Annotated in this window: 25 protein-coding genes; 14 read left to right on the top strand and 11 right to left on the bottom strand. The window is 39.6% G+C overall.

Annotated features, from left to right (window positions below; genetic code table 11):
- The 3 genes from BLT_RS0114285 to BLT_RS24080 all read left to right on the top strand — a co-directional run.
- Window positions 1–1114, top strand: a 1114-nt coding sequence (locus BLT_RS0114285) for a catalase (RefSeq protein WP_017728455.1), incomplete at its 5' end; no start/stop codon positions are given.
- A gap of 345 nt (window positions 1115–1459) precedes the next feature.
- Window positions 1460–1897 (top strand): Dps family protein, encoded by a 438-nt coding sequence (locus BLT_RS0114280; protein ID WP_017728453.1) that lies wholly within the window; start codon window positions 1460–1462, stop codon window positions 1895–1897.
- A 187-nt stretch (window positions 1898–2084) separates the two neighbouring features.
- Complete coding sequence (locus BLT_RS24080) at window positions 2085–2261, top strand: hypothetical protein (protein ID WP_161603249.1); 177 nt, start codon at window positions 2085–2087, stop codon at window positions 2259–2261.
- 203 nt (window positions 2262–2464) lie between these two features.
- Here the strand turns inward: BLT_RS24080 and BLT_RS0114270 are convergent, their stop codons facing one another.
- Together BLT_RS0114270 and pssA are read right to left on the bottom strand one after the other, a co-directional pair.
- Complete coding sequence (locus BLT_RS0114270; protein ID WP_017728451.1) at window positions 2465–2737, bottom strand: HU family DNA-binding protein; 273 nt, start codon at window positions 2735–2737, stop codon at window positions 2465–2467.
- 184 nt (window positions 2738–2921) lie between these two features.
- Window positions 2922–3461, bottom strand: coding sequence for a CDP-diacylglycerol--serine O-phosphatidyltransferase (pssA, locus tag BLT_RS0114265; RefSeq protein ID WP_017728450.1), 540 nt, complete (start codon window positions 3459–3461; stop codon window positions 2922–2924).
- Between the two features lie 147 nt (window positions 3462–3608).
- Here pssA and BLT_RS0114260 point away from each other — a divergent pair, with 147 nt between their 5' ends.
- Window positions 3609–4397, top strand: coding sequence for a phosphatidylserine decarboxylase (locus BLT_RS0114260; RefSeq protein WP_017728449.1), 789 nt, complete (start codon window positions 3609–3611; stop codon window positions 4395–4397).
- A gap of 270 nt (window positions 4398–4667) precedes the next feature.
- On the opposite strand, the gene BLT_RS0114255 is transcribed toward BLT_RS0114260, so the two are convergent.
- The 8 genes from BLT_RS0114255 to BLT_RS0114220 form a co-directional block, all read right to left on the bottom strand.
- A complete protein-coding gene (locus BLT_RS0114255) occupies window positions 4668–5126 on the bottom strand; it encodes a small multi-drug export protein (RefSeq protein ID WP_017728448.1) in 459 nt (152 codons plus the stop codon).
- A 132-nt stretch (window positions 5127–5258) separates the two neighbouring features.
- Window positions 5259–5609 carry a monovalent cation/H(+) antiporter subunit G gene (mnhG, locus tag BLT_RS0114250; protein ID WP_017728447.1) on the bottom strand — a complete coding sequence of 117 codons (351 nt, stop codon included), beginning with the start codon at window positions 5607–5609 and terminating at the stop codon, window positions 5259–5261.
- Window positions 5602–5877 (bottom strand): Na(+)/H(+) antiporter subunit F1, encoded by a 276-nt coding sequence (locus BLT_RS0114245; protein WP_017728446.1) that lies wholly within the window; start codon window positions 5875–5877, stop codon window positions 5602–5604. The genes mnhG and BLT_RS0114245 overlap by 8 nt, the downstream gene beginning before the upstream one ends.
- Window positions 5877–6353, bottom strand: a complete 477-nt coding sequence (locus BLT_RS0114240) for a Na+/H+ antiporter subunit E (RefSeq protein ID WP_017728445.1) — start codon at window positions 6351–6353, stop codon at window positions 5877–5879. The genes BLT_RS0114245 and BLT_RS0114240 overlap by 1 nt, the downstream gene beginning before the upstream one ends.
- 5 nt (window positions 6354–6358) lie before the next feature.
- A complete protein-coding gene (locus tag BLT_RS0114235; RefSeq protein WP_017728444.1) occupies window positions 6359–7840 on the bottom strand; it encodes a Na+/H+ antiporter subunit D in 1482 nt (493 codons plus the stop codon).
- On the bottom strand, window positions 7833–8171 hold the full coding sequence (locus tag BLT_RS0114230; protein WP_026105133.1) for a Na(+)/H(+) antiporter subunit C: 339 nt from the start codon (window positions 8169–8171) through the stop codon (window positions 7833–7835). The genes BLT_RS0114235 and BLT_RS0114230 overlap by 8 nt, the downstream gene beginning before the upstream one ends.
- Window positions 8171–8596: a Na(+)/H(+) antiporter subunit B gene (locus BLT_RS0114225; RefSeq protein WP_017728442.1), complete on the bottom strand. Its 426-nt coding sequence runs from the start codon at window positions 8594–8596 to the stop codon at window positions 8171–8173. The genes BLT_RS0114230 and BLT_RS0114225 overlap by 1 nt, the downstream gene beginning before the upstream one ends.
- The gene (locus tag BLT_RS0114220) at window positions 8593–10998 is read right to left on the bottom strand and encodes a Na+/H+ antiporter subunit A (protein WP_017728441.1); all 2406 of its coding nucleotides are present in this window, start codon (window positions 10996–10998) and stop codon (window positions 8593–8595) included. Before BLT_RS0114220 ends, BLT_RS0114225 begins: the two co-directional genes overlap by 4 nt.
- Window positions 10999–11369: 371 nt before the next feature.
- Here BLT_RS0114220 and BLT_RS0114215 point away from each other — a divergent pair, with 371 nt between their 5' ends.
- A complete protein-coding gene (locus tag BLT_RS0114215) occupies window positions 11370–11552 on the top strand; it encodes a hypothetical protein (protein WP_152414360.1) in 183 nt (60 codons plus the stop codon).
- Window positions 11553–11592: 40 nt separating this feature from the next.
- Here BLT_RS0114215 and sda read toward each other — a convergent pair whose 3' ends face one another.
- On the bottom strand, window positions 11593–11733 hold the full coding sequence (gene sda, locus BLT_RS0114210) for a sporulation histidine kinase inhibitor Sda (protein WP_017728439.1): 141 nt from the start codon (window positions 11731–11733) through the stop codon (window positions 11593–11595).
- Window positions 11734–12259: 526 nt separating this feature from the next.
- Between sda and BLT_RS0114205 the strand changes: the two genes are divergently transcribed.
- From BLT_RS0114205 to BLT_RS0114165, 9 genes are read left to right on the top strand one after another with little or no spacing between them, the layout of a single operon-like run.
- Window positions 12260–12772, top strand: a complete 513-nt coding sequence (locus BLT_RS0114205) for a YqeG family HAD IIIA-type phosphatase (protein WP_026105132.1) — start codon at window positions 12260–12262, stop codon at window positions 12770–12772.
- Entirely contained in the window at window positions 12760–13884 is a 1125-nt protein-coding gene (yqeH, locus tag BLT_RS0114200; protein WP_017728437.1) for a ribosome biogenesis GTPase YqeH, read from the top strand. The genes BLT_RS0114205 and yqeH overlap by 13 nt, the downstream gene beginning before the upstream one ends.
- A 21-nt stretch (window positions 13885–13905) precedes the next feature.
- Window positions 13906–14757, top strand: coding sequence for a shikimate dehydrogenase (gene aroE, locus BLT_RS0114195; RefSeq protein WP_017728436.1), 852 nt, complete (start codon window positions 13906–13908; stop codon window positions 14755–14757).
- A complete protein-coding gene (gene yhbY / locus BLT_RS0114190) occupies window positions 14744–15037 on the top strand; it encodes a ribosome assembly RNA-binding protein YhbY (protein WP_017728435.1) in 294 nt (97 codons plus the stop codon). The genes aroE and yhbY overlap by 14 nt, the downstream gene beginning before the upstream one ends.
- A 21-nt stretch (window positions 15038–15058) precedes the next feature.
- Window positions 15059–15646 (top strand): nicotinate-nucleotide adenylyltransferase, encoded by a 588-nt coding sequence (locus tag BLT_RS0114185; RefSeq protein WP_017728434.1) that lies wholly within the window; start codon window positions 15059–15061, stop codon window positions 15644–15646.
- Window positions 15633–16214, top strand: coding sequence for a bis(5'-nucleosyl)-tetraphosphatase (symmetrical) YqeK (yqeK, locus tag BLT_RS0114180; RefSeq protein ID WP_017728433.1), 582 nt, complete (start codon window positions 15633–15635; stop codon window positions 16212–16214). Before BLT_RS0114185 ends, yqeK begins: the two co-directional genes overlap by 14 nt.
- Before the next feature lie 3 nt (window positions 16215–16217).
- On the top strand, window positions 16218–16571 hold the full coding sequence (gene rsfS / locus BLT_RS0114175; protein WP_017728432.1) for a ribosome silencing factor: 354 nt from the start codon (window positions 16218–16220) through the stop codon (window positions 16569–16571).
- Window positions 16571–17431, top strand: coding sequence for a CvfB family protein (locus BLT_RS0114170; RefSeq protein WP_017728431.1), 861 nt, complete (start codon window positions 16571–16573; stop codon window positions 17429–17431). The genes rsfS and BLT_RS0114170 overlap by 1 nt, the downstream gene beginning before the upstream one ends.
- Window positions 17428–18195, top strand: coding sequence for a class I SAM-dependent DNA methyltransferase (locus tag BLT_RS0114165; protein WP_017728430.1), 768 nt, complete (start codon window positions 17428–17430; stop codon window positions 18193–18195). The genes BLT_RS0114170 and BLT_RS0114165 overlap by 4 nt, the downstream gene beginning before the upstream one ends.
- The last annotated feature ends 117 nt before the right edge of the window (window positions 18196–18312 follow it).

The raw sequence follows: 18312 nt of genomic DNA, 5'->3' as shown, positions 1-18312 counted from the left end.
TGCGTTCAAACCAGATCCAGTCACAAATATACAAGATGGTGAACGGATTTTTGACTTTGTTTCTCAGTCACCGGAGGCACTTCATATGATTACCTTTTTGTTTTCACCATGGGGCATCCCAGCTAATTATCGGATGATGCAAGGCTCTGGTGTGAATACGTACAAATGGGTGAACGAAGCCGGTGAAGCAGTGATCGTGAAATATCATTGGGAGCCAAAACAAGGCATTAAAAATTTAACACAGGAAGAAGCAGAAGCGATTCAAGGGAAAAATTTTAACCATGCAAGCCAAGATTTATATGAAGCGATTGAGCGGGGAGATTACCCAGAGTGGGAACTATTTGTTCAAATGATGAGTGACGATGAACACCCAGAATTAGACTTTGACCCATTGGACCCAACAAAGCTTTGGTATAAGGAAGTCGTTCCATGGGTTCCAGTGGGTAAAATGGTTTTGAATAAAAATCCAGAGAATTATTTCGCAGAGGTTGAACAGGCTGCATTTGGAACAGGAGTGCTTGTGGATGGTCTGGACTTCTCTGATGATAAATTATTGCAAGGACGCACCTTTTCTTACTCTGATACTCAAAGGTACCGTGTAGGGCCAAACTATTTGCAATTACCGATTAATGCGCCGAAAAAACGGGTTGCTACCAATCAACGGGATGGTCAAATGGAGTATCGGGTCGATAAAGGATTAAGTCAAAATCCACATGTAAATTACGAGCCGTCGATTCTTGGTGGGTTGAAGGAAGCGTCACAATCAGGAAAAGATCATACACCGTATGTAGAGGGAGAAGTAAAGCGTGCTTCCATTTCCCGTACGAATAATTATGGTCAAGCAGGTGAGACGTATAGAAGGCTGTCTGATTTTGAGCGTAACGAGCTCATAAAAAATCTAGTTAATACCTTAGGCCCATGCCGACAAGAGATTCAGCAACAAATGGTCGAGCATTTTACAAAATGCGATCCAGAATATGGAGAGCGTGTGAAAAGCGGATTGGAAAAGTATTCTTCTCAATCAGACTCACATCGAAATCCGATGGGTGCTACAGAAGGAGAAAAAGCAGTCAATCGCGCTGAAGATGTGAGCCATTCTTCAGACCCATATTAATTTAGAATAAATTTAAACTATGAGTTATCAGAAGTCTCTTATTAAAAGAGGCTGGGACATAACGAACGTGTTTGATTGAAAATGCGAACTATGCACAACCTTAGCGAATGCTATGCATCAACGATCATTACGTTCGGATTTCTCATTAAGAAAAACTCTTTTGTCCCAGCCCCTTTTACTTTGAATGGTAAGCAAGAAGCCGATCTGAAAGCCTTTCTAAAGGAATGCAGGAAAAAGTTGTTTGTAATAAATATTTATTTATAATAATTATTAATTGATATTTAGTTTTAATAATGGTACAATGAGAACTGTAGAAAATAGAAATGAAAGAGGAGTGTGTTTAATATGGATAACAAATTAATCGAATTATTGAATACGCAGTTAGCAAATTGGAATGTATTATACACAAAGCTTCATAATTATCACTGGAACGTAAAGGGTCCTGAATTCTTTACTTTACATGCTAAATTCGAAGAGTATTATACACAAGCAGCAGCAAATATCGATCAAATTGCAGAGCGCATCCTTACAATTAATGGGAAACCAATCGCTACAATGACCGAGTATTTGCATTATTCAAGTGTGAAAGAAGGAGAGGGAACAGAAGATGCCATGCAAATGGTTGATGCTATTGCAAGTGACTTCGAAAAACTTGTGGAAGAGTCGAATCAGTTGATTGAGGTTGCAGAGAAATTAGGTGATGAAGCGACAGGGGATATGTTCATTCAAATAAAAGGATCCTTAGAGCAGCACATCTGGATGCTGCGTGCGTTCCTAAAATAATGGAGTCATTCAAGTACCAATCCTAAGGGTTTGGTGCTTTTTTATTATGAATAAAAGATCCCTACTCTCCAAAGCTAGCTCCAGGCATACATGGTAAAAAAAAAACATGAAAGGATATTGTGAGGTGAAACGGGTGATGAAATCTCCAAAGCTTTCTCTAACGGATAACGAACGAAAGGCATTATGAGTGAATAAGATTTTCTTAAAGGACATTCATACTTTGTCCGTTGCAAAGCTTGCTTCTGTACTGCAAGGCACGATTGAGGGGGCAACGGAGATCAGAGGTCTTGCTATCTTTCAAGCAATCCCTTCCATTGGTGCCCAAACAGCTAAAAATATGCTTGATAGGGCTACTTTTCGTTAAAGGATGTACGTTCTAAGGATGGAGTTCAGCTGATTGACGAATTAGAGAAATTGTACGGGATGTGGCTTGATCCTTGTGACGAAGATTGCATAGATGAGCGTTTCCTTTCAAATTTGTTTAGAGAATATATTTTAAAACATCATGAAGAAAGTGAAGGGCTTGTCCCTTCACTTCTTTATTGGCGAAAAACGCCATCATATTCGTTAGTTAACCGCGTCTTTAAGTTGTTTACCAGGCTTGAACGCAGGATTTTTCGTTGCTGGGATTTCAATTTCTTCGCCTGTTTGTGGGTTACGCCCTTTACGTGCAGAACGCTCACGTACTTCGAAGCTACCGAAGCCAACAAGCTGAACTTTACCGCCCTCTTGAAGAGCGCTAGTAATGCTGTCAAATACTGCGTCTACTGCTTTCGATGCATCTTTTTTAGAAAGATCGGCTTGCTCTGCAACTGCATTAATTAAATCTGTCTTGTTCATGAAAAAACTCCCTTTCATTCCTAGTTAGAATAAACCTGCACCTAAAATTTCTCATGAAACCCTTGTCGTGTCAAGCCTTACAAGCAAAAATAAAGAAAAAGAACCCAATTTTTTCTTTATTTTTGTCATAATTTACATTTTATAGTAGATGGGAATGAAAAAGTATGGTGCGAAATGATAGGGGTTACATTTTTCGAACACGAATGGTACTAATCATTAAGAGTGAAAGCACGAGTGTGATAAACATAAACAAGTATGCTGGAAGAAATGGTACAAGTAAATAAAGTAGGGTTAGTATGCATCCAGCTGCTGTAATTGGTAGCCCAACGAAGAAATGATTGCTTTCCATAACATTAAAACGAGCTAGACGGATGGCACCACATGCAATAAAAAGGACCGTAAAGAGTGACCCTGCAATTCCAAATTGAAAGAGAACAGCATGATATAGTAAGAGTGCTGGTGCAACACCAAACGAGATGATGTCGGTTAATGAATCTAATTGTTTGCCGAACTCAGAGACAATATTAAACTTTCGAGCAGCTGACCCATCGAGTCGGTCAAAAACGGCAGCCAATGTAATGAGCAGCAAGCTTGTTCGCAATTCACCTTGCAATACATACAAAATGGCGAAAACACCCAGGCTTAAATTTATGACCGTTAAACTGTTTGCAATTTGGCACTTGATCTTTTTTAAGGTTTGGTCTAACTGTTGAAGCAGAAACAAAGGTCTTCACTCCTTTCAGTTAAAAAACTAGGATAAACCAGGGTTTATTCGCACTTCTTAAAAGTTTATAATAGCATAAGGACGGTAAAATAACTAGGGATCACTCATTGGATTTCAAAATATTAACAGTTTTAGGTGGGGAAAATTTTGAAAAAAAAAGTGTTACGAGCATTTGTAGAGTTAGCAAACAATCCTTTTCAGTCTTATGTGTTAAAAAAATTTACCCAATCGTCAATCAGTCGCATCGTTGTTCCTGCCTTTGCAAAAACGTTTAAAATTAATCAAGAGGAAATGGAAAGGCCTTTACAACAATACGGTAGTTTACATGAATTTTTTATCCGCAAACTTAAAACAGGTGCACGTCCGATTGATGAACGGGAAAATCATCTCGTGAGCCCTGTGGATGGGACATTGGCTGAGATGGGGGTTTTAAAAGAAGGAACAAGCTTTTTCGTCAAAGGGCAACACTATTCTCTTTCGGAAATGCTTGGCTCTGATGCTGAGGCAAAAAAGTATGAAGAAGGGCGTTATGCTCTCTTTTATCTTAGCCCAAGTGATTACCATCGAATCCATAGTCCTCATGCAGGAACAATTAGAAAACAGTGGGCACTCGGAAAGAAATCAGCCCCTGTTAATCATGTAGGTCTTAAGTATGGAAAGCGGCCTCTTTCCAGGAATTATCGGTTCATTACCGAAATGCAAGTGGGCGGCAGGGCGATGGCCATTGTTAAAATTGGTGCTATGAATATTAATAGTATTATTCTCACTCATCAGAAAGCATGCCTAAAAAAGGGTGATGAAATGGGATATTTTTCATTTGGATCCTCTGTCCTTCTCCTATTCGAGAAGGATATGTACCATCCAACAAGTACTTCGCTCCCAGTTAAAATAAAAATCGGTGAAAGCATCGGTACGTTTGAAGAGGCATCCACATAAGAAATCGAAGCTCCGTTTTTCTATTGCCGAAAATGGCAGAAATGAAACCTACAATCATTGAAAAAAGCTTCACCTTGCTAAAAGTTTGTTAAAAAAAACGTTACAACTTAACCGTATCGTTAATAAAACGGAACGCAAGCACGCTCACCTTTAAAGGAAAAGCGTGCTTTTTGTACAAATTGTAAAGCTGTCTAGCTACAGGCACAAGTAATTCCTTCTACAATAACATTCAGAGTTTCTAGCTCTTGTTGCTGCACTTTGCGCGTAGCTTTAGTTTGTAACCCAGCTAAACCCGTAGTAGGTTGCTATAGCGAAGATCAAAATCCAGACTAGAAGACTAATAGAAACCCACCACATAACTGCACGTTTGGACGATTTAAATGCGAGAGCCATTAAAGCTGTTAAGTGTGTACCCAAGAAAAAGGGGCCAATAATGGCAAGCCCAGGAAGTCCGTAACGATTCCATAAGTGTTTGGCTCTTTCCTGCTTTTTCGTGGCTGCTTTTTTTTCAATTCCCTTTTTCTCACGTCTTTTTGTTTGCCATTGTTCATATTTTTCATAAAAAACAATGACAAGCAAAATCGTCAGCCAATTTCCAGTGAAGGCGACAATGCTTGTGAGAAAGGGGTTTAATCCACGAATGATTCCAATCGGAACGATGAAGATGGCTTCAATCCATGGTGTAGCTGCGGCGATAAAAATAAGTATGTATTCCCAAAGTATGTTCATTTAATATCTCCTTTGAAAGCGTAAAGACATGAATCTGAAAAAAGTGAGACATGGAAATTTTAACAAATTAATCTTAAAAATGTCTAGAAAAAAACTCCGAGTCGTTATCTAACTCGGAGGTAAAATTCTTTATCAAGTACGTTTTGCTTTTTTCTCATACACTTTTTTCAAATCGTCCTGGCTTGTTTTATCAAAGAGTGGTGTACCAATTCGATAAGCTGCTCTAGATATCATTAAACCAGCTACAGGAGCGGTAAGAAAGACGAAGAGGATCGTTAGCAAAATTTTACCGATGAACTCTCCTTCTAAAAGGAGAAAAAAGAGAAAGGTTGCGACCATGATCATAATCACCCCAAGGGTCGCGTTCTTTGAAACTGCGTGAATGCGTAAATAAACATCAGGCAAGCGCAAAAGTCCAATGGAGCCAACAATGCTTAATAAACCTCCGATAATCGCAAACGCGCTAATAATAATTTCAACCACGGTCGAACACATCCCCTTTCTCTAAGAACTTTGATAAGGCAACAGAACCGATAAAAGCAAGTATACCTAACACTAGGAGGACCTCTGAATAAGCAACACTATTTTGAAGCATCATTACAATCCCAATGAAACCTATAAGATTCATGCCGAACGAATCCAAGGCCACAATACGGTCAGACATCGAAGGCCCAATAATCGTACGGATAAAGCAAATGAACATGGAAATGGACATAATAATGAGCACTGTAGTCAAAACGACTTCAAGCATTAGTGTGTCACCTCCAATATTGCCCGTTCAAATGAATCATGAATTTGCTTAATCATTTCTTCCTTATTTGGAACGTTAATGGCATGAATGTAAATATACTTGTTATCATCAGAAAAATCCATTGATAATGTACCTGGTGTTAGGGTAATAAGTGATGCAAGTAAGGTTATTTCCCAATCTGTTTTCAATTTTGTTGGAACGGCAACAATACCGGGCTCAATGTCTAATTTAGGACTTAAGACGATTTTAAAAACATCAATGTTTGCGAGAACGAGCTCCTTTGCAAACAGCAGGAGCAGCTTAATGGCAGCCCAAACGCGTCTAAAATAGAAATCAAACCCTAAGAAATTTTTTAAAAAGTACAAGATGAATAAACCGAGCACATATCCAACAAGAAAATCGACACCAGTGTAACTGTTTTGGATGATGGCCCAAACGATCGCAATGACGATGTTTAAAACAATTTGTAAAGCCATAGCAACTACTCCTTAAGTACAGATTCAATGTAAACAGAAGGGTCTAAAATTTCTTCGGCCACCTGAAGCGAATATTGGAAAATTGGCTCAGCAGCAAAACCTAAAATAATCGTTAAAGCAACAAGTGGAACAATTGGCAGCAAAAGCTTTCCAATTGGATATTTTGCTTGTTTTTCTGTATGCTTTTGCTCGCCCCAAAACGCATAGATGAAAATTTTCATCATCGAGAAAAGGGTGAGTAAGCCAACAAGCAATGCCACAGTTACAGTGATATAACGACCTTCTTCGAAACCCGCAAGAATCAAAGGAAACTTACTGAAAAACCCACTTAATGGTGGAATTCCTGCTAAGGATATCGCTGAAATAAAGAATAACCAAGCGAGCCAAGGATGGGTTTTTAATAGACCGCCCATCTGTTTTAAATCTGTCGTTCCTGTTATTTTTTGAGTTGCACCAGCAAACAGGAAGAGTGCAGCTTTTACAATGATGTGGTGAGCGATGTAATAAATCGCCCCTGCAATGGCAAGAGGTGTGAAAATGCCTAGCCCCATTACCATATACCCGACCTGACTGATAATGTGATACGACAAGATTCGTTTGAAGTCAAATTGAGATACAGCCCCAAGAACACCGAAAAACATCGTCAAACATGCTAGAGCAAGAATAATGTTATGAGTGAAACTTGGATCGTGCGTGAAAATTAACGTAAAGGTACGCATGATTGCGTAGATACCGACTTTTGTTAGTAAACCACCGAATAGTGCTGCAATGGCTGCTGGCGGTCCATAGTATGACCTTGGTAGCCAGAAATAAAGTGGGAATAAAGCACCCTTCATAGCAAAAACAACAAGGAAAAGTACTGCAATTACGTTTAATACTCCTTGCTGCTCAAGCTCTGCAATCCTAACAGCCAAATGAGCCATGTTCAGCGTTCCAGTTACAGAGTAAATGTAGGCAACCCCAACTAAGAATAAGATAGAGGCGAAGACGTTAATAATTACGTATTTGAACGATTCACGAAGCTGATATTTTGTTCCGCCAAACACAATGAGAATATACGATGCAATAAGCATTACTTCAAAGAAAACGAACAAGTTAAATAAGTCTCCTGTTAAAAACGCACCATTTACCCCTGCTAAAAGAAAGAAGTAAAAAGGATAGAAGTAATATTTTTCTCGTTCTGATGATATGGTCTGAAAGGCGAAAAATAGACAGACAAAGCCAACGATGCTCGATAAAATGACCATCATCGTTGCAAACATATCTGCAACAAAAACGATTCCAAACGGAGCAGGCCAATTCCCAAGTTCTAGCGTGCGAATTCCGTTTTGATAAACATCAACAGCTAAATAAATTGAAACAATCAACATACCGACAACCGTCAACCCACTAATAAAACGCTGAATGGTATGTTGTTTTGCAAAGAAAATGAGCAATGCTCCAATTGTCAATGGAATGAGTACTGGAAGTATAACTAAGTTATTCATCGATAGAGCCCCTTAATTGATCTAAATCGTCTGTCTTATGCTCCTTGTATGTGCGATAAGCAAGAACAAGTAAGAATGACGTGACCCCAAAACTAATAACAATGGCTGTTAAAATCAGAGCTTGGGGTAGTGGGTCTGTATACGCAGCTGTTTCCACGTTAAGGAGAGGTGCTCCTCCTTCTGTTAATCCTGCCATTGTCAGTAAGAGCAAGTGTGCTGCATGTGACAGGATGACAAGAGATAAAACTACACGGAGTAGGCTCTTCGAAAGAATTAAGTAGGTTCCTACCATAAAGAGAACTCCTATAGTGATGGACATTAAGATTTCCATTACTTATCATCCTCCGCAATCGTTAGAATAATGGTTAGCGCAATTCCTACAACAACTAAGTAAACACCTAGGTCAAAAGGAAGTGCTGTTGTTAGTTCGACTTCTCCTAAAATCGGAAGTTGATAGTAATCAAAAAACTGTGTCAAATACGGGAAACCAAAAAGTGTACTTGCAAAGCCTGTGCCAATTGCAAATAATAAACCAGCTGCAATGAATGACGTGAAGTTAATAGGCAATGCCTTTTTTATTTTACTAAAGTCAAAAGTTAAATACATAAGCATCAAGGCGCTTGCAGTCATTAATCCCCCGATAAAGCCTCCACCTGGGTTGTTGTGACCTGCAAAAAACAAATACACAGAGAAGATAAGAATGATGAGTGTGACAACTCGCGAAAGTGTATGGAGCAAGACATTATTTGTTTTCACACATCTTCCCTCCCTGTCATTCGAAGCTTAATCATTGCGACTACACCTAGTGCTGCAATACCTAATACAAGAATTTCTAACATGGTATCGAGACCTCGGAAGTCTACAAGGATGACGTTGACGATATTGTAGCCCCCTGCAAGTACTTTAGAGTTTTCAATATAGTACTCAGAGATTGAAGCGAAGTTAGCTTCATTTCCAAGTGCTAATGAACTAAGAGCAAGCATAGTTACGAGAACTCCGACACCGATCGAGACAAGTAAGTTTACCAAATTAAATCCAAGCTTCGACTTTTCTTTACGTAATTCAGGTAAATGATAAAAAGCAAGCATAAAGAGAACAACACTGACCGTTTCAACCATCAACTGCGTTAACGCTAAATCTGGAGCACTAAAGTTTACGAATAATAATGCAACCATGAAACCGATAACACCGACTACAATAATCATGGTGATCCGATTATTGATAAATAGAATCGATATTGTTACAGCGATAAAGATTGCTGTAACGACCCACATGTAAGGAGGGATGGCCGATACATTGGTCGTATCGATAGCAAACGCATTGTATCGAATCGCTGTGTATCCAAATAGTAAAATCATAAATACACACATGTACACAAAGTAGTCACGAAGCAAACCGGTCATCTGCACACGTGTTACACCCTGTGAGCCTTTTACAAGCCAATCAAGTGAACGGTCATAGACACGATTTAAAGGGTCTCTTTCTTTTAAGTACATCGCAGTCTGCACCCAGCGCTTCATGTTCAGGAAAATTAGTGTACCAATAGCAATAACGCCTAATGTCATAAATAGTTCCGTATTAAACCCGTGCCAATGATAAATGTTAATGTCTTGAATCGTTATATTTGGCAAAATCGACACGATCGCAGGCTCAATAAGGGTATAGGCTAATAGGTTTGGGAAGAACCCAAAAATAACAACCAATGAGCCTAAAACAATTGGGCTGATTAACATTCCGATTGGTGCTTCATGAACGTGTTTATCGTAATTTTCTTTTTTAAACTCACCAGTAAACGTTCGGAAAAACATGATCGCACAATAAACAAACGTAAATACACTCGCGATCCATGCGACAACAGGAAAGAGAATTCCCCATGTTTGCATGTTAAAGATGTCCAGTGTCGTTGCATTTAAAACGCCAGTAAAGAACATCTCTTTACTTAAAAATCCGTTAAAAGGCGGGAGACCAGCCATGGATGCTAGACCAATTAATGAGATGGTAAACGTGATTGGCATGATGCTCATTAAACCACCGAGCTTGCGAATGTCACGCGTTCCCGTTTCGTGGTCGATAATACCAGCTGTCATAAAAAGGCTACCCTTGAACGTTGCATGGTTAATTAAATGGAAGATTGCAGCAAGTGTAGCGGTAGTATACAAGGCTGTTTCTGTTCCGTTGCCATAATACAAAGAAGCAGAACCAATACCGAGCAAACTCATTATTAATCCAAGCTGACTGACCGTCGAGAAGGCAAGAATTCCTTTTAAATCTTTTTGTCTGACTGCAGAAAGTGATCCCCAGAGAAGGGTAACGAGTCCAAAACCTGAGAGCAGCCAAAACCACTCAGGACTTCCGCCAAATACAGGTGTTAAGCGGGCAACCAAATAGATGCCGGCCTTTACCATTGTTGCAGAATGTAAATACGCACTTACTGGTGTAGGCGCTTCCATTGCGTCTGGCAACCAAATATGGAATGGAAATTGAGCTGACTTAGTGAATGCACCTAAAAGAATAAGTAGCATGGCAGGTAAAAATAATGCACTTGAGGTGACAAGGTCTACAGAGTCAATAATCCCACGAATGCTAAATGTACCAGTCATCACATAAAGGAGTGAAAATCCTCCTAGCATTGCAAAACCACCGAAAACCGTGATGAGCATAGACTTTTGTGCACCGTATGTAGATTTCTCTTTATGGAACCAATAACTAATTAGCAGAGCTGAAGCTAAACTTGTTAACTCCCAGAAAACATAAAGGACGATGAGATTATCTGAAATAACAACACCAAGCATCGCTCCCATAAACATTAACAAGTAAACGTAAAAATTATTTAATTTCTCAGACTTATCTGCCAAATAATAGATTGAGTAGAGAATAACGAGTGTACCAATACCTGTAATCAATAATGCAAATAGTAAGCTAAGCCCGTCCAAATAAACGGTGAAATCAATCCCTAAAGATGGAACCCAAGGAACGGTGTGATGAATCACGCCACCGCCTGATGTTACGGGGAGCTGTTGTAGAAAATAAATGAACAGTACGAGTGGAAGGGCAAGAACAAACCATCCTGTATGAATCGCTCGTGCGTATTTATACAAAAAAGGAATAAGGATAGCCAATAAAAAAGGAGCTATCGTTGCCCAATGAAGTAATGTCAAATGAAATACCTCCTTTTATAATAATATAAATAAATTGTTTTTAGGGCGTTATTCTCTCTGCTTGTTCGACAAGCTACACATTTTTTTACATGTTTAATTATAACTTAATTCGTACTTGTGCGCATCCTTCATACTAGCAAGTTTTTCTTAGAATTTCTCATTTGTTAAATATGTAGAAAGTCGACCTTTTTTTTGAATAATTTTTTTTGATTTGCCAGACATTCATTGATGTACATATAATTATTAGGAAAAGTTGGAAAATTTTTATGTATAGATTGATTGGAATTTCGGCACCCTAATCATAAAAGTATTTGGGTGATTAAATGAAAAATCGAAAAAAAATAATTATAGCTACCAGTTTATTTAGTATCATGTTTGTAAGTGCGTGGTATGTACACGGCAGTAGCGGTCGAATCGTACAATTAAATGATGGCGAAGGGGCAGGTATGTTTGAGTTACAACAAATGGAAGAAGATGCTGTTCCAATAAAAGAGCCATTCGGACCAAGAGAATACATTAAAATTGGTGAACGAGCAGATATCATTAATCAATAAGCAAAAAAAAAGCAACCACACGATTGGTTGCCTTTTTCTTTTAAGAGGTTATTTTTGTTTTGTCTGTTAAAGAGCGGCGATCGATTTCCTTACGAATCAAATCAATAAAGTCATCATTTAACTTTAGCTCCATTGCTTTGTAATACGTTTCAATAAGCAGTTCATCCGATAACGTTTTCATTTTTTATCCTGCTTAAAATTTGCAGGCCACCTCCTCTTCTATTAGTTCATGATCTATAACGGTAGAATTTATGCTTGTCCGATTTTAAAAGAATATAAAAGTGAAATGGGAACATTAATTGGAGACCTTAACTGTCTTAATCCTACCATGAATTGTAAAATAGAACAACCGTTCGTTTTATCCACATACTCCCGTTGATAAGTTGTGGGTTTCTTGTTTAAAGTCGATGCAAATACTTGGTAAATCAAATGTTGAGGCGTGTATAACGTTATCCACAACTGCTAGTAAATGAAACCTTTTGTCGAAATATTTTTTCATTTCTAGTCTGTTTTATTAAGAGGTGGTTCCTATTAGATCTTTACTTTTGTACATCCTAACTCAAGAAATGAAAAAATTCCCTTGATTCCATTGAAATTGGCAAGCATTCAGGTTATACTTACGGTTTGATTGTAGCAATTTTTTGATAAAGAATGTCGATAATAGTGTTTCAAAATTGTGAAAGATTAGCAGTGAGGTGCTTCATTTGATAAAAAACCTTTTGCCAAACGAATATGTGAAAAGTATTTATGAAATTAACCTACAAGAATTGAAAAATAAAAATGTGAAGGGAGTTATTACAGACCTAGATAATACACTTGTTGAATGGGATCGGCCAGAGGCAACGCCTGAGCTTAGAGAATGGTTTAAAAAAATCACTGAAGCTGGGATGAAGTTAACAATCGTCTCAAATAATACAGAAAAACGTGTCCGTACGTTTGCAGATCCAGAGAAGGTGAAATTTATCCATAGTGCAAGAAAACCAATGCGACGCGCATTCCGACAAGCTTGCAAGGCGATGGATGTCCAGCCAGAGGAAACAGTCGTTATTGGCGATCAAATTTTTACGGATGTATTAGGTGGGAATCGCGCAAACATCCACACCATTCTTGTCGTTCCTGTTGCAAGTACTGATGGAATTGCAACAAGGCTTAATCGAAAAATGGAGCGGATTGTTCTTGGATGGATGAAGAAAAAAGGGATGATTCAATGGGAGGAGTAAGTGTGAACGAGCGAGAGTTGATTTGTTCTGGATGCGGCGTGAAAATTCAAACAGAGGATAAGCAGGAAATTGGCTACACTCCAGCAGCTGCTCTGGAAAAAGATGTGATTATCTGTCAACGCTGCTTTCGATTAAAACATTATAATGAAGTACAGGATGTTTCTTTAACGGATGATGACTTCTTAAAAATTTTGAATACGTTAGGAACAAAGAACGCCTTGATTGTCAAGCTGATTGACATTTTTGACTTTAACGGTAGCTGGCTTCCAGGCCTTCATCGTTTTGTTGGCAAAAATGATGTACTATTAGTAGGGAATAAGGTTGACCTATTACCGAAGTCGGTGAATCGAAACCGGCTCATTAATTGGATGAAAAAATCAGCGAAAGAGCTTGGGCTGAAGCCTGTTGATGTTTCTCTTATCAGTGCTGTTAAAGGTGATGGCATAGAGAAGGTAGCGGGGCAAATTGATCAGTTGCGAAAGGGAAAAGATGTCTATATTGTGGGCTCCACAAATGTTGGGAAATCTACGTTTATTAATAAAATGATTCAAACGTTTGGCGGGGATGAGGAACAAATGATTACAACATCTCATTTCCCAGGTACGACATTGGATATGATAGACATTCCTCTTGATGACGGTCAGGCCCTCTATGATACGCCTGGAATTATTAATCATCATCAAATTGCGCATTATATAGACAAAAAAGAGTTAAAAGTTATTACGCCGAAAAAAGAAATTAAACCAATCGTCTTTCAGTTGAACCCAAAGCAAACCTTGTTTTTTGGCGGTCTAGCCCGTTTTGATTTTTCAGAGGGGGAGCGTGCTTCTTTTGTTTGCCATTTTTCAAATGAGCTTAACATTCACCGGACAAAGCAAGAAAAGGCTGATGAATTGTATAAGAACCACCTTGGTGAAATGTTAACGCCTCCTGGTGAGCTTTCAAAAGAGTTACTCCCGCCTTTTGTCAAACATGAGTTCATCATTAAGGACACAAAAAGTGATATCGTCTTTTCTGGCTTAGGGTGGGTAACTGTGAATGGAACAAACTTGACGGTGGCTGCTTATGCACCGAAAGGCGTCGGTGTTTCCATTCGTGAATCATTAATTTAAAAGAGAAAAGGAGAGAAGAGTATGGGAGAGGTTTTTGGTTTATTCGGACATCCTGTTGGTCACTCCATGTCACCTTTGATTCACAACGATGCATTTCAACAGCTTGGCCTTACACATTCTTATCATGCCTTTGACATTGCCCCAAAAAATTTAGAAAAAGCTGTAGAAGCTATTCGTACTTTGAACATAAAAGGGTGCAATGTAACGATTCCTCACAAAGTCGAGATTATGAAATACCTTGATTTTATAGAAGAAGAAGCAAAGCAAATCGGTGCAGTAAATACGATTGTGAATGATCAAGGGCGTTTAATTGGTTCTAACACAGATGGACGAGGTTATTTGGAATCCTTACTACCTTCGCTTGACCGATCATTATCTGAGCAAGACGTATTAATTATTGGCGCTGGAGGTGCAGCGCGAGCCATTGCTGCAGTATTGGTAAAGGAGCAGGTTCAATCCATTACCTTTGCGAACAGAACTGTTGAAAAAGCAGAAGCCTTAAAGGTAGCCTTTGACGCGAACCATCGAAATCTTGCCGTTTCTTCTCTTCAGGAAGCTGAACAAGACGTGCCGAAATTCTCAATAATTATTAATACAACATCTGTAGGAATGAGTCCGAAAGTTAACGAACGCCCAATTTCTTTAGATAAAGTACGTTCGAATGCAATTGTTAGTGACTTGGTTTATAATCCATTGGAAACGTCATTTTTAAAAGAAGCTCGGTTAAAGGGAACCAAAATCGTTGATGGACTGGGGATGTTTGTCAATCAGGCGGCATTATCCTTTCAAAAATGGACGGGAGTAGAACCAGATAGACGTCGAATGCGTGAGCTCGTTCTAAAACAATTAGGAGGAAACAATGTTAACAGGTAAACAAAAACGTTTTTTACGTTCAAAAGCGCATCATATACAGCCGATCTTTCAAGTCGGCAAAGGTGGCGTAAATGAGAACATGGTGAAACAAATTGCGGACGCACTAGAAGCACGCGAGCTTATTAAAGTAAGTGTCTTGCAGAACTGTGAGTTTGATCGAAAGGAAGTAGCGGAGCAATTGTCTTTAGGTGCGAATGCAGAAACGGTACAAGTAATCGGAAATACAATTGTTCTGTATAAAGAGTCAAAAGAAAATAAAAGCATTGTGCTCCCTTCTTAAGGAAACGGGGAGGTTTGAATAGTGAAACGAGTTGGACTGCTAGGGGGAACGTTTGACCCTCCTCACTTTGGCCATATGCTCCTTGCCCAAGAAGCGATGGTAGCCTGTGCGTTGGATGAAGTTTGGTTTATCCCCGTTCAGCTCCCGCCACACAAAACAAGAGAGCAGCTCACAGAAGGGGAGCTTCGCTATACGATGATTAAAAAAGCAATCGAAGGTGAAGAGAATTTTAAGGTCATAGACATTGAGCTAGAACGTGAAGGACCTTCTTACACGGTTGATACGGTTGGGGAATTGAAAACGAAGCATCCTTTTTATGAATTTTATTTTATTATTGGTGGAGACATGGTTGAGTATTTGCCGAAGTGGGAGCGGATTGATCAATTACTGCACATGGTTACATTTATTGGTTTTAGTCGACCGGGAATTCCTTTCTCTTCTCCTTATCCAGGTCGGATCATTGAAGTACAAGGAATCGAAGTGGCTTTTTCATCAACGGCGATCCGTCAAAGGGTTTTCGAGAAAAAACCAATTCGCTATATGGTTCCCGAGGGAGTTCGAGCATATATTGAGGAGAAGGGGTTGTATCAGGGGAATGGAACGAAATAAAGCCTTACAGCTAGTTAAACCTCATTTAACAGAGCATCGCTACACCCATACCCTTGGTGTTGTCCAAGCAGCGACTGAACTGGCAGAGCGCTACGGCGCACCTGTTAAAAAAGCAGAGCTTGCGGCGATCTTTCACGATTATGCAAAATTTCGAGACCGAAATGAAATGCGTGCACTTGTTCAGACAACCTTATCTTGTAAGGATATTTTAGATTACGGTGATGAACTGCTTCATGCTCCTTGTGGCGCTTATTACGTTGAGCATGAAATTGGAATCTTGGATGAAGATGTGCTTCGGGCTATTTGTTACCATACGACAGGACGCCCTAACATGTCTTTATTAGAAAAGGTCGTTTTTCTTGCAGATTATATTGAGCCTGGTCGCCATTTTAAAGGTGTGGATGAAGTGAGAGAAATTGCAAAAAATGATCTAAATGAAGCGCTTATTGCTTCGTTAGGGAACACGATTGGCTTTTTATCAAAGCGTCAGCAGCTTATTTATCCTGCGACATTGGCAACGTATAATCAGTTAATACAAGAAAAGAAACAAAAAGGAGGTAATGAATAAATAATGGTTGATCATCAACTTTTACACTTAGTAGTGAAGGCAATCGATGATAAAAGAGCAGAACAAATTGTTGCTTTAAATATGAAGGGGCTCTCTCTAATTGCCGATTATTTTGTCATTTGCCATGGGAACTCTGAGAAGCAAGTACAGGCAATTGCCCATGAATTAAAAAAAGCAGCACAGGAAAAAGGCATCGAAATTCAACGGTTAGAGGGCTATGATCAAGCGCGTTGGGTGCTTATTGACCTCGGAGACGTTGTTGTTCATGTCTTCCACAAGGACGAGCGCTTGTACTACAATTTAGAGAAGCTCTGGGGAGATGCACCTGTGATTGAAGTGGAAGGGGTACTTGGTTAATGGAGCTTAAGCCAGGAATGACCGTCTTGTTAGAAGTTGTAAGGGAAGCCAACTTTGGTGTTTTCCTCTCTGATGGAACGACGGATATTCTTCTTCACAAACGGGAAATGACAAATCCCGTTCAAATTGGAGAGACGCTTGAAGTCTTTCTGTATCATGATCACGATGGAAGGTTGGCAGCAACTACGTCGAAGCCCTTGCTTGATAAAGATGGAATGGCTTGGCTAGAGGTTGTCTCAGTTAAACAAGGGCATGGTCTTTTTCTTTTCAATGGTACATCACGAGATTTGTTCCTTTCCATGGATGAGCTGCCTGAGGATCGGGAGCTGTGGCCTCAACAAGGAGATCGTATACCTGTCTCGATGACATGGGATAAAAAGGGTCGAATGATGGGGAAGCTTGTTAAAGGACACCCAATTGAAAAAATCTCGAAAAAGGGAGATTCCTCTCTTTTAAAACAAGAAGTGACTGCAACCATTTATCACTTTCTCTCCGATGGTGCTGTCTTGTTAAGTGAGGAGGGCTACCTATGCTTTTTGCATAACACTGAGATGAACCATAAATATCGATTAGGTGAGAAAGTTAATGGGAGAGTTCTATTTGTTCGTGAGGACGGCCGTCTAAATATTACAACCTTCCCGCCTCGAAAAGAGCGTCAGTATGATGATGCAGAAGTTGTTTACGAGTATTTGCTTTCTCGTGGCGGTTCAATGCCTTATTGGGACAAAACAACACCTGAAGACATTCAACGACGGTTTCAAATGAGCAAAGCAGCGTTTAAGCGTGCCCTTGGTAAATTAATGAAAGAAGGAAAGGTCTACCAAAAGGATGGCTGGACCTATCAGAAGGAAAAGCAATGAAGTATGAAGGATTTGCAAGCATTTACGATGTTTTGATGGAAGATGCACCTTATGAGCAGTGGGTGGCATTTGTGGAAGAAAATGTTCAAGTTCATGAAATCAGCGGGCGCTCATTGCTTGATCTTGGTTGCGGCACTGGACAGCTATTGCTTCCACTACTAGAAGCAGGCTATGATGTGACAGGAGTGGATATCTCCGCGAATATGCTTGCAGTTGCTAAAGAGAAGCTTTTACAAGCTGGCTATGATCCCCTCTTAGTACAGCGAGATATGCGGGAGCTGTCCGATCTAGGATCATTTGACGTCATTACGGCTTTTTGTGATTCTCTCAATTATCTTCAAACAGAAAATGATGTGGAGCGTACTTTTTCTCAAGTGCATGAACAGTTAAAAGCTGGCGGACTTTTTATGTTTGATGTTCATTCTGTTAGTAAAGTGATGAAAGGGTTTGTCGGGCAGACCTTTGCAGATGATGGCGAAGAGATCTCATACATTTGGCGGTCATTCCACGGTGAATGGGATGCCTCAGTGGAACACGAGCTCAGTTTTTTTGTTAAAAAAGAAGAGGGGCTGTATGAACGGTTTGATGAGCTTCATGTTCAGCGAACGTACCCGATTAAGCAATATATACAATGGCTCAAACAAGCGGGCTTTACTGTGTTAAACGTAACAGCTGATTTTTCGAAGGAGCTGCCCACAGAACATAGTGAACGGATATTTTTTGTAGCAAAAAAAGAAGGAGATCGGTTCCCTTCTAGCGAATAAAAAGGGGCTGGGACAAAAGAGTTTTTATGATGAGAAATGCGAACGTCATGATCGTTGGTGCATAGCATTCGCTTCGGACATATCCTTCGCTTTCCGCGGGCGGCTGGTGAGCCTCCT

Source organism: Halalkalibacterium ligniniphilum (genome assembly GCF_000334155.1).
In the GTDB taxonomy this organism is placed as follows: domain Bacteria; phylum Bacillota; class Bacilli; order Bacillales; family Bacillaceae_D; genus Halalkalibacterium; species Halalkalibacterium ligniniphilum.
Note: the sequence above shows the minus strand (reverse complement) of the source record. Positions and strands in the feature narration are given on the sequence as shown.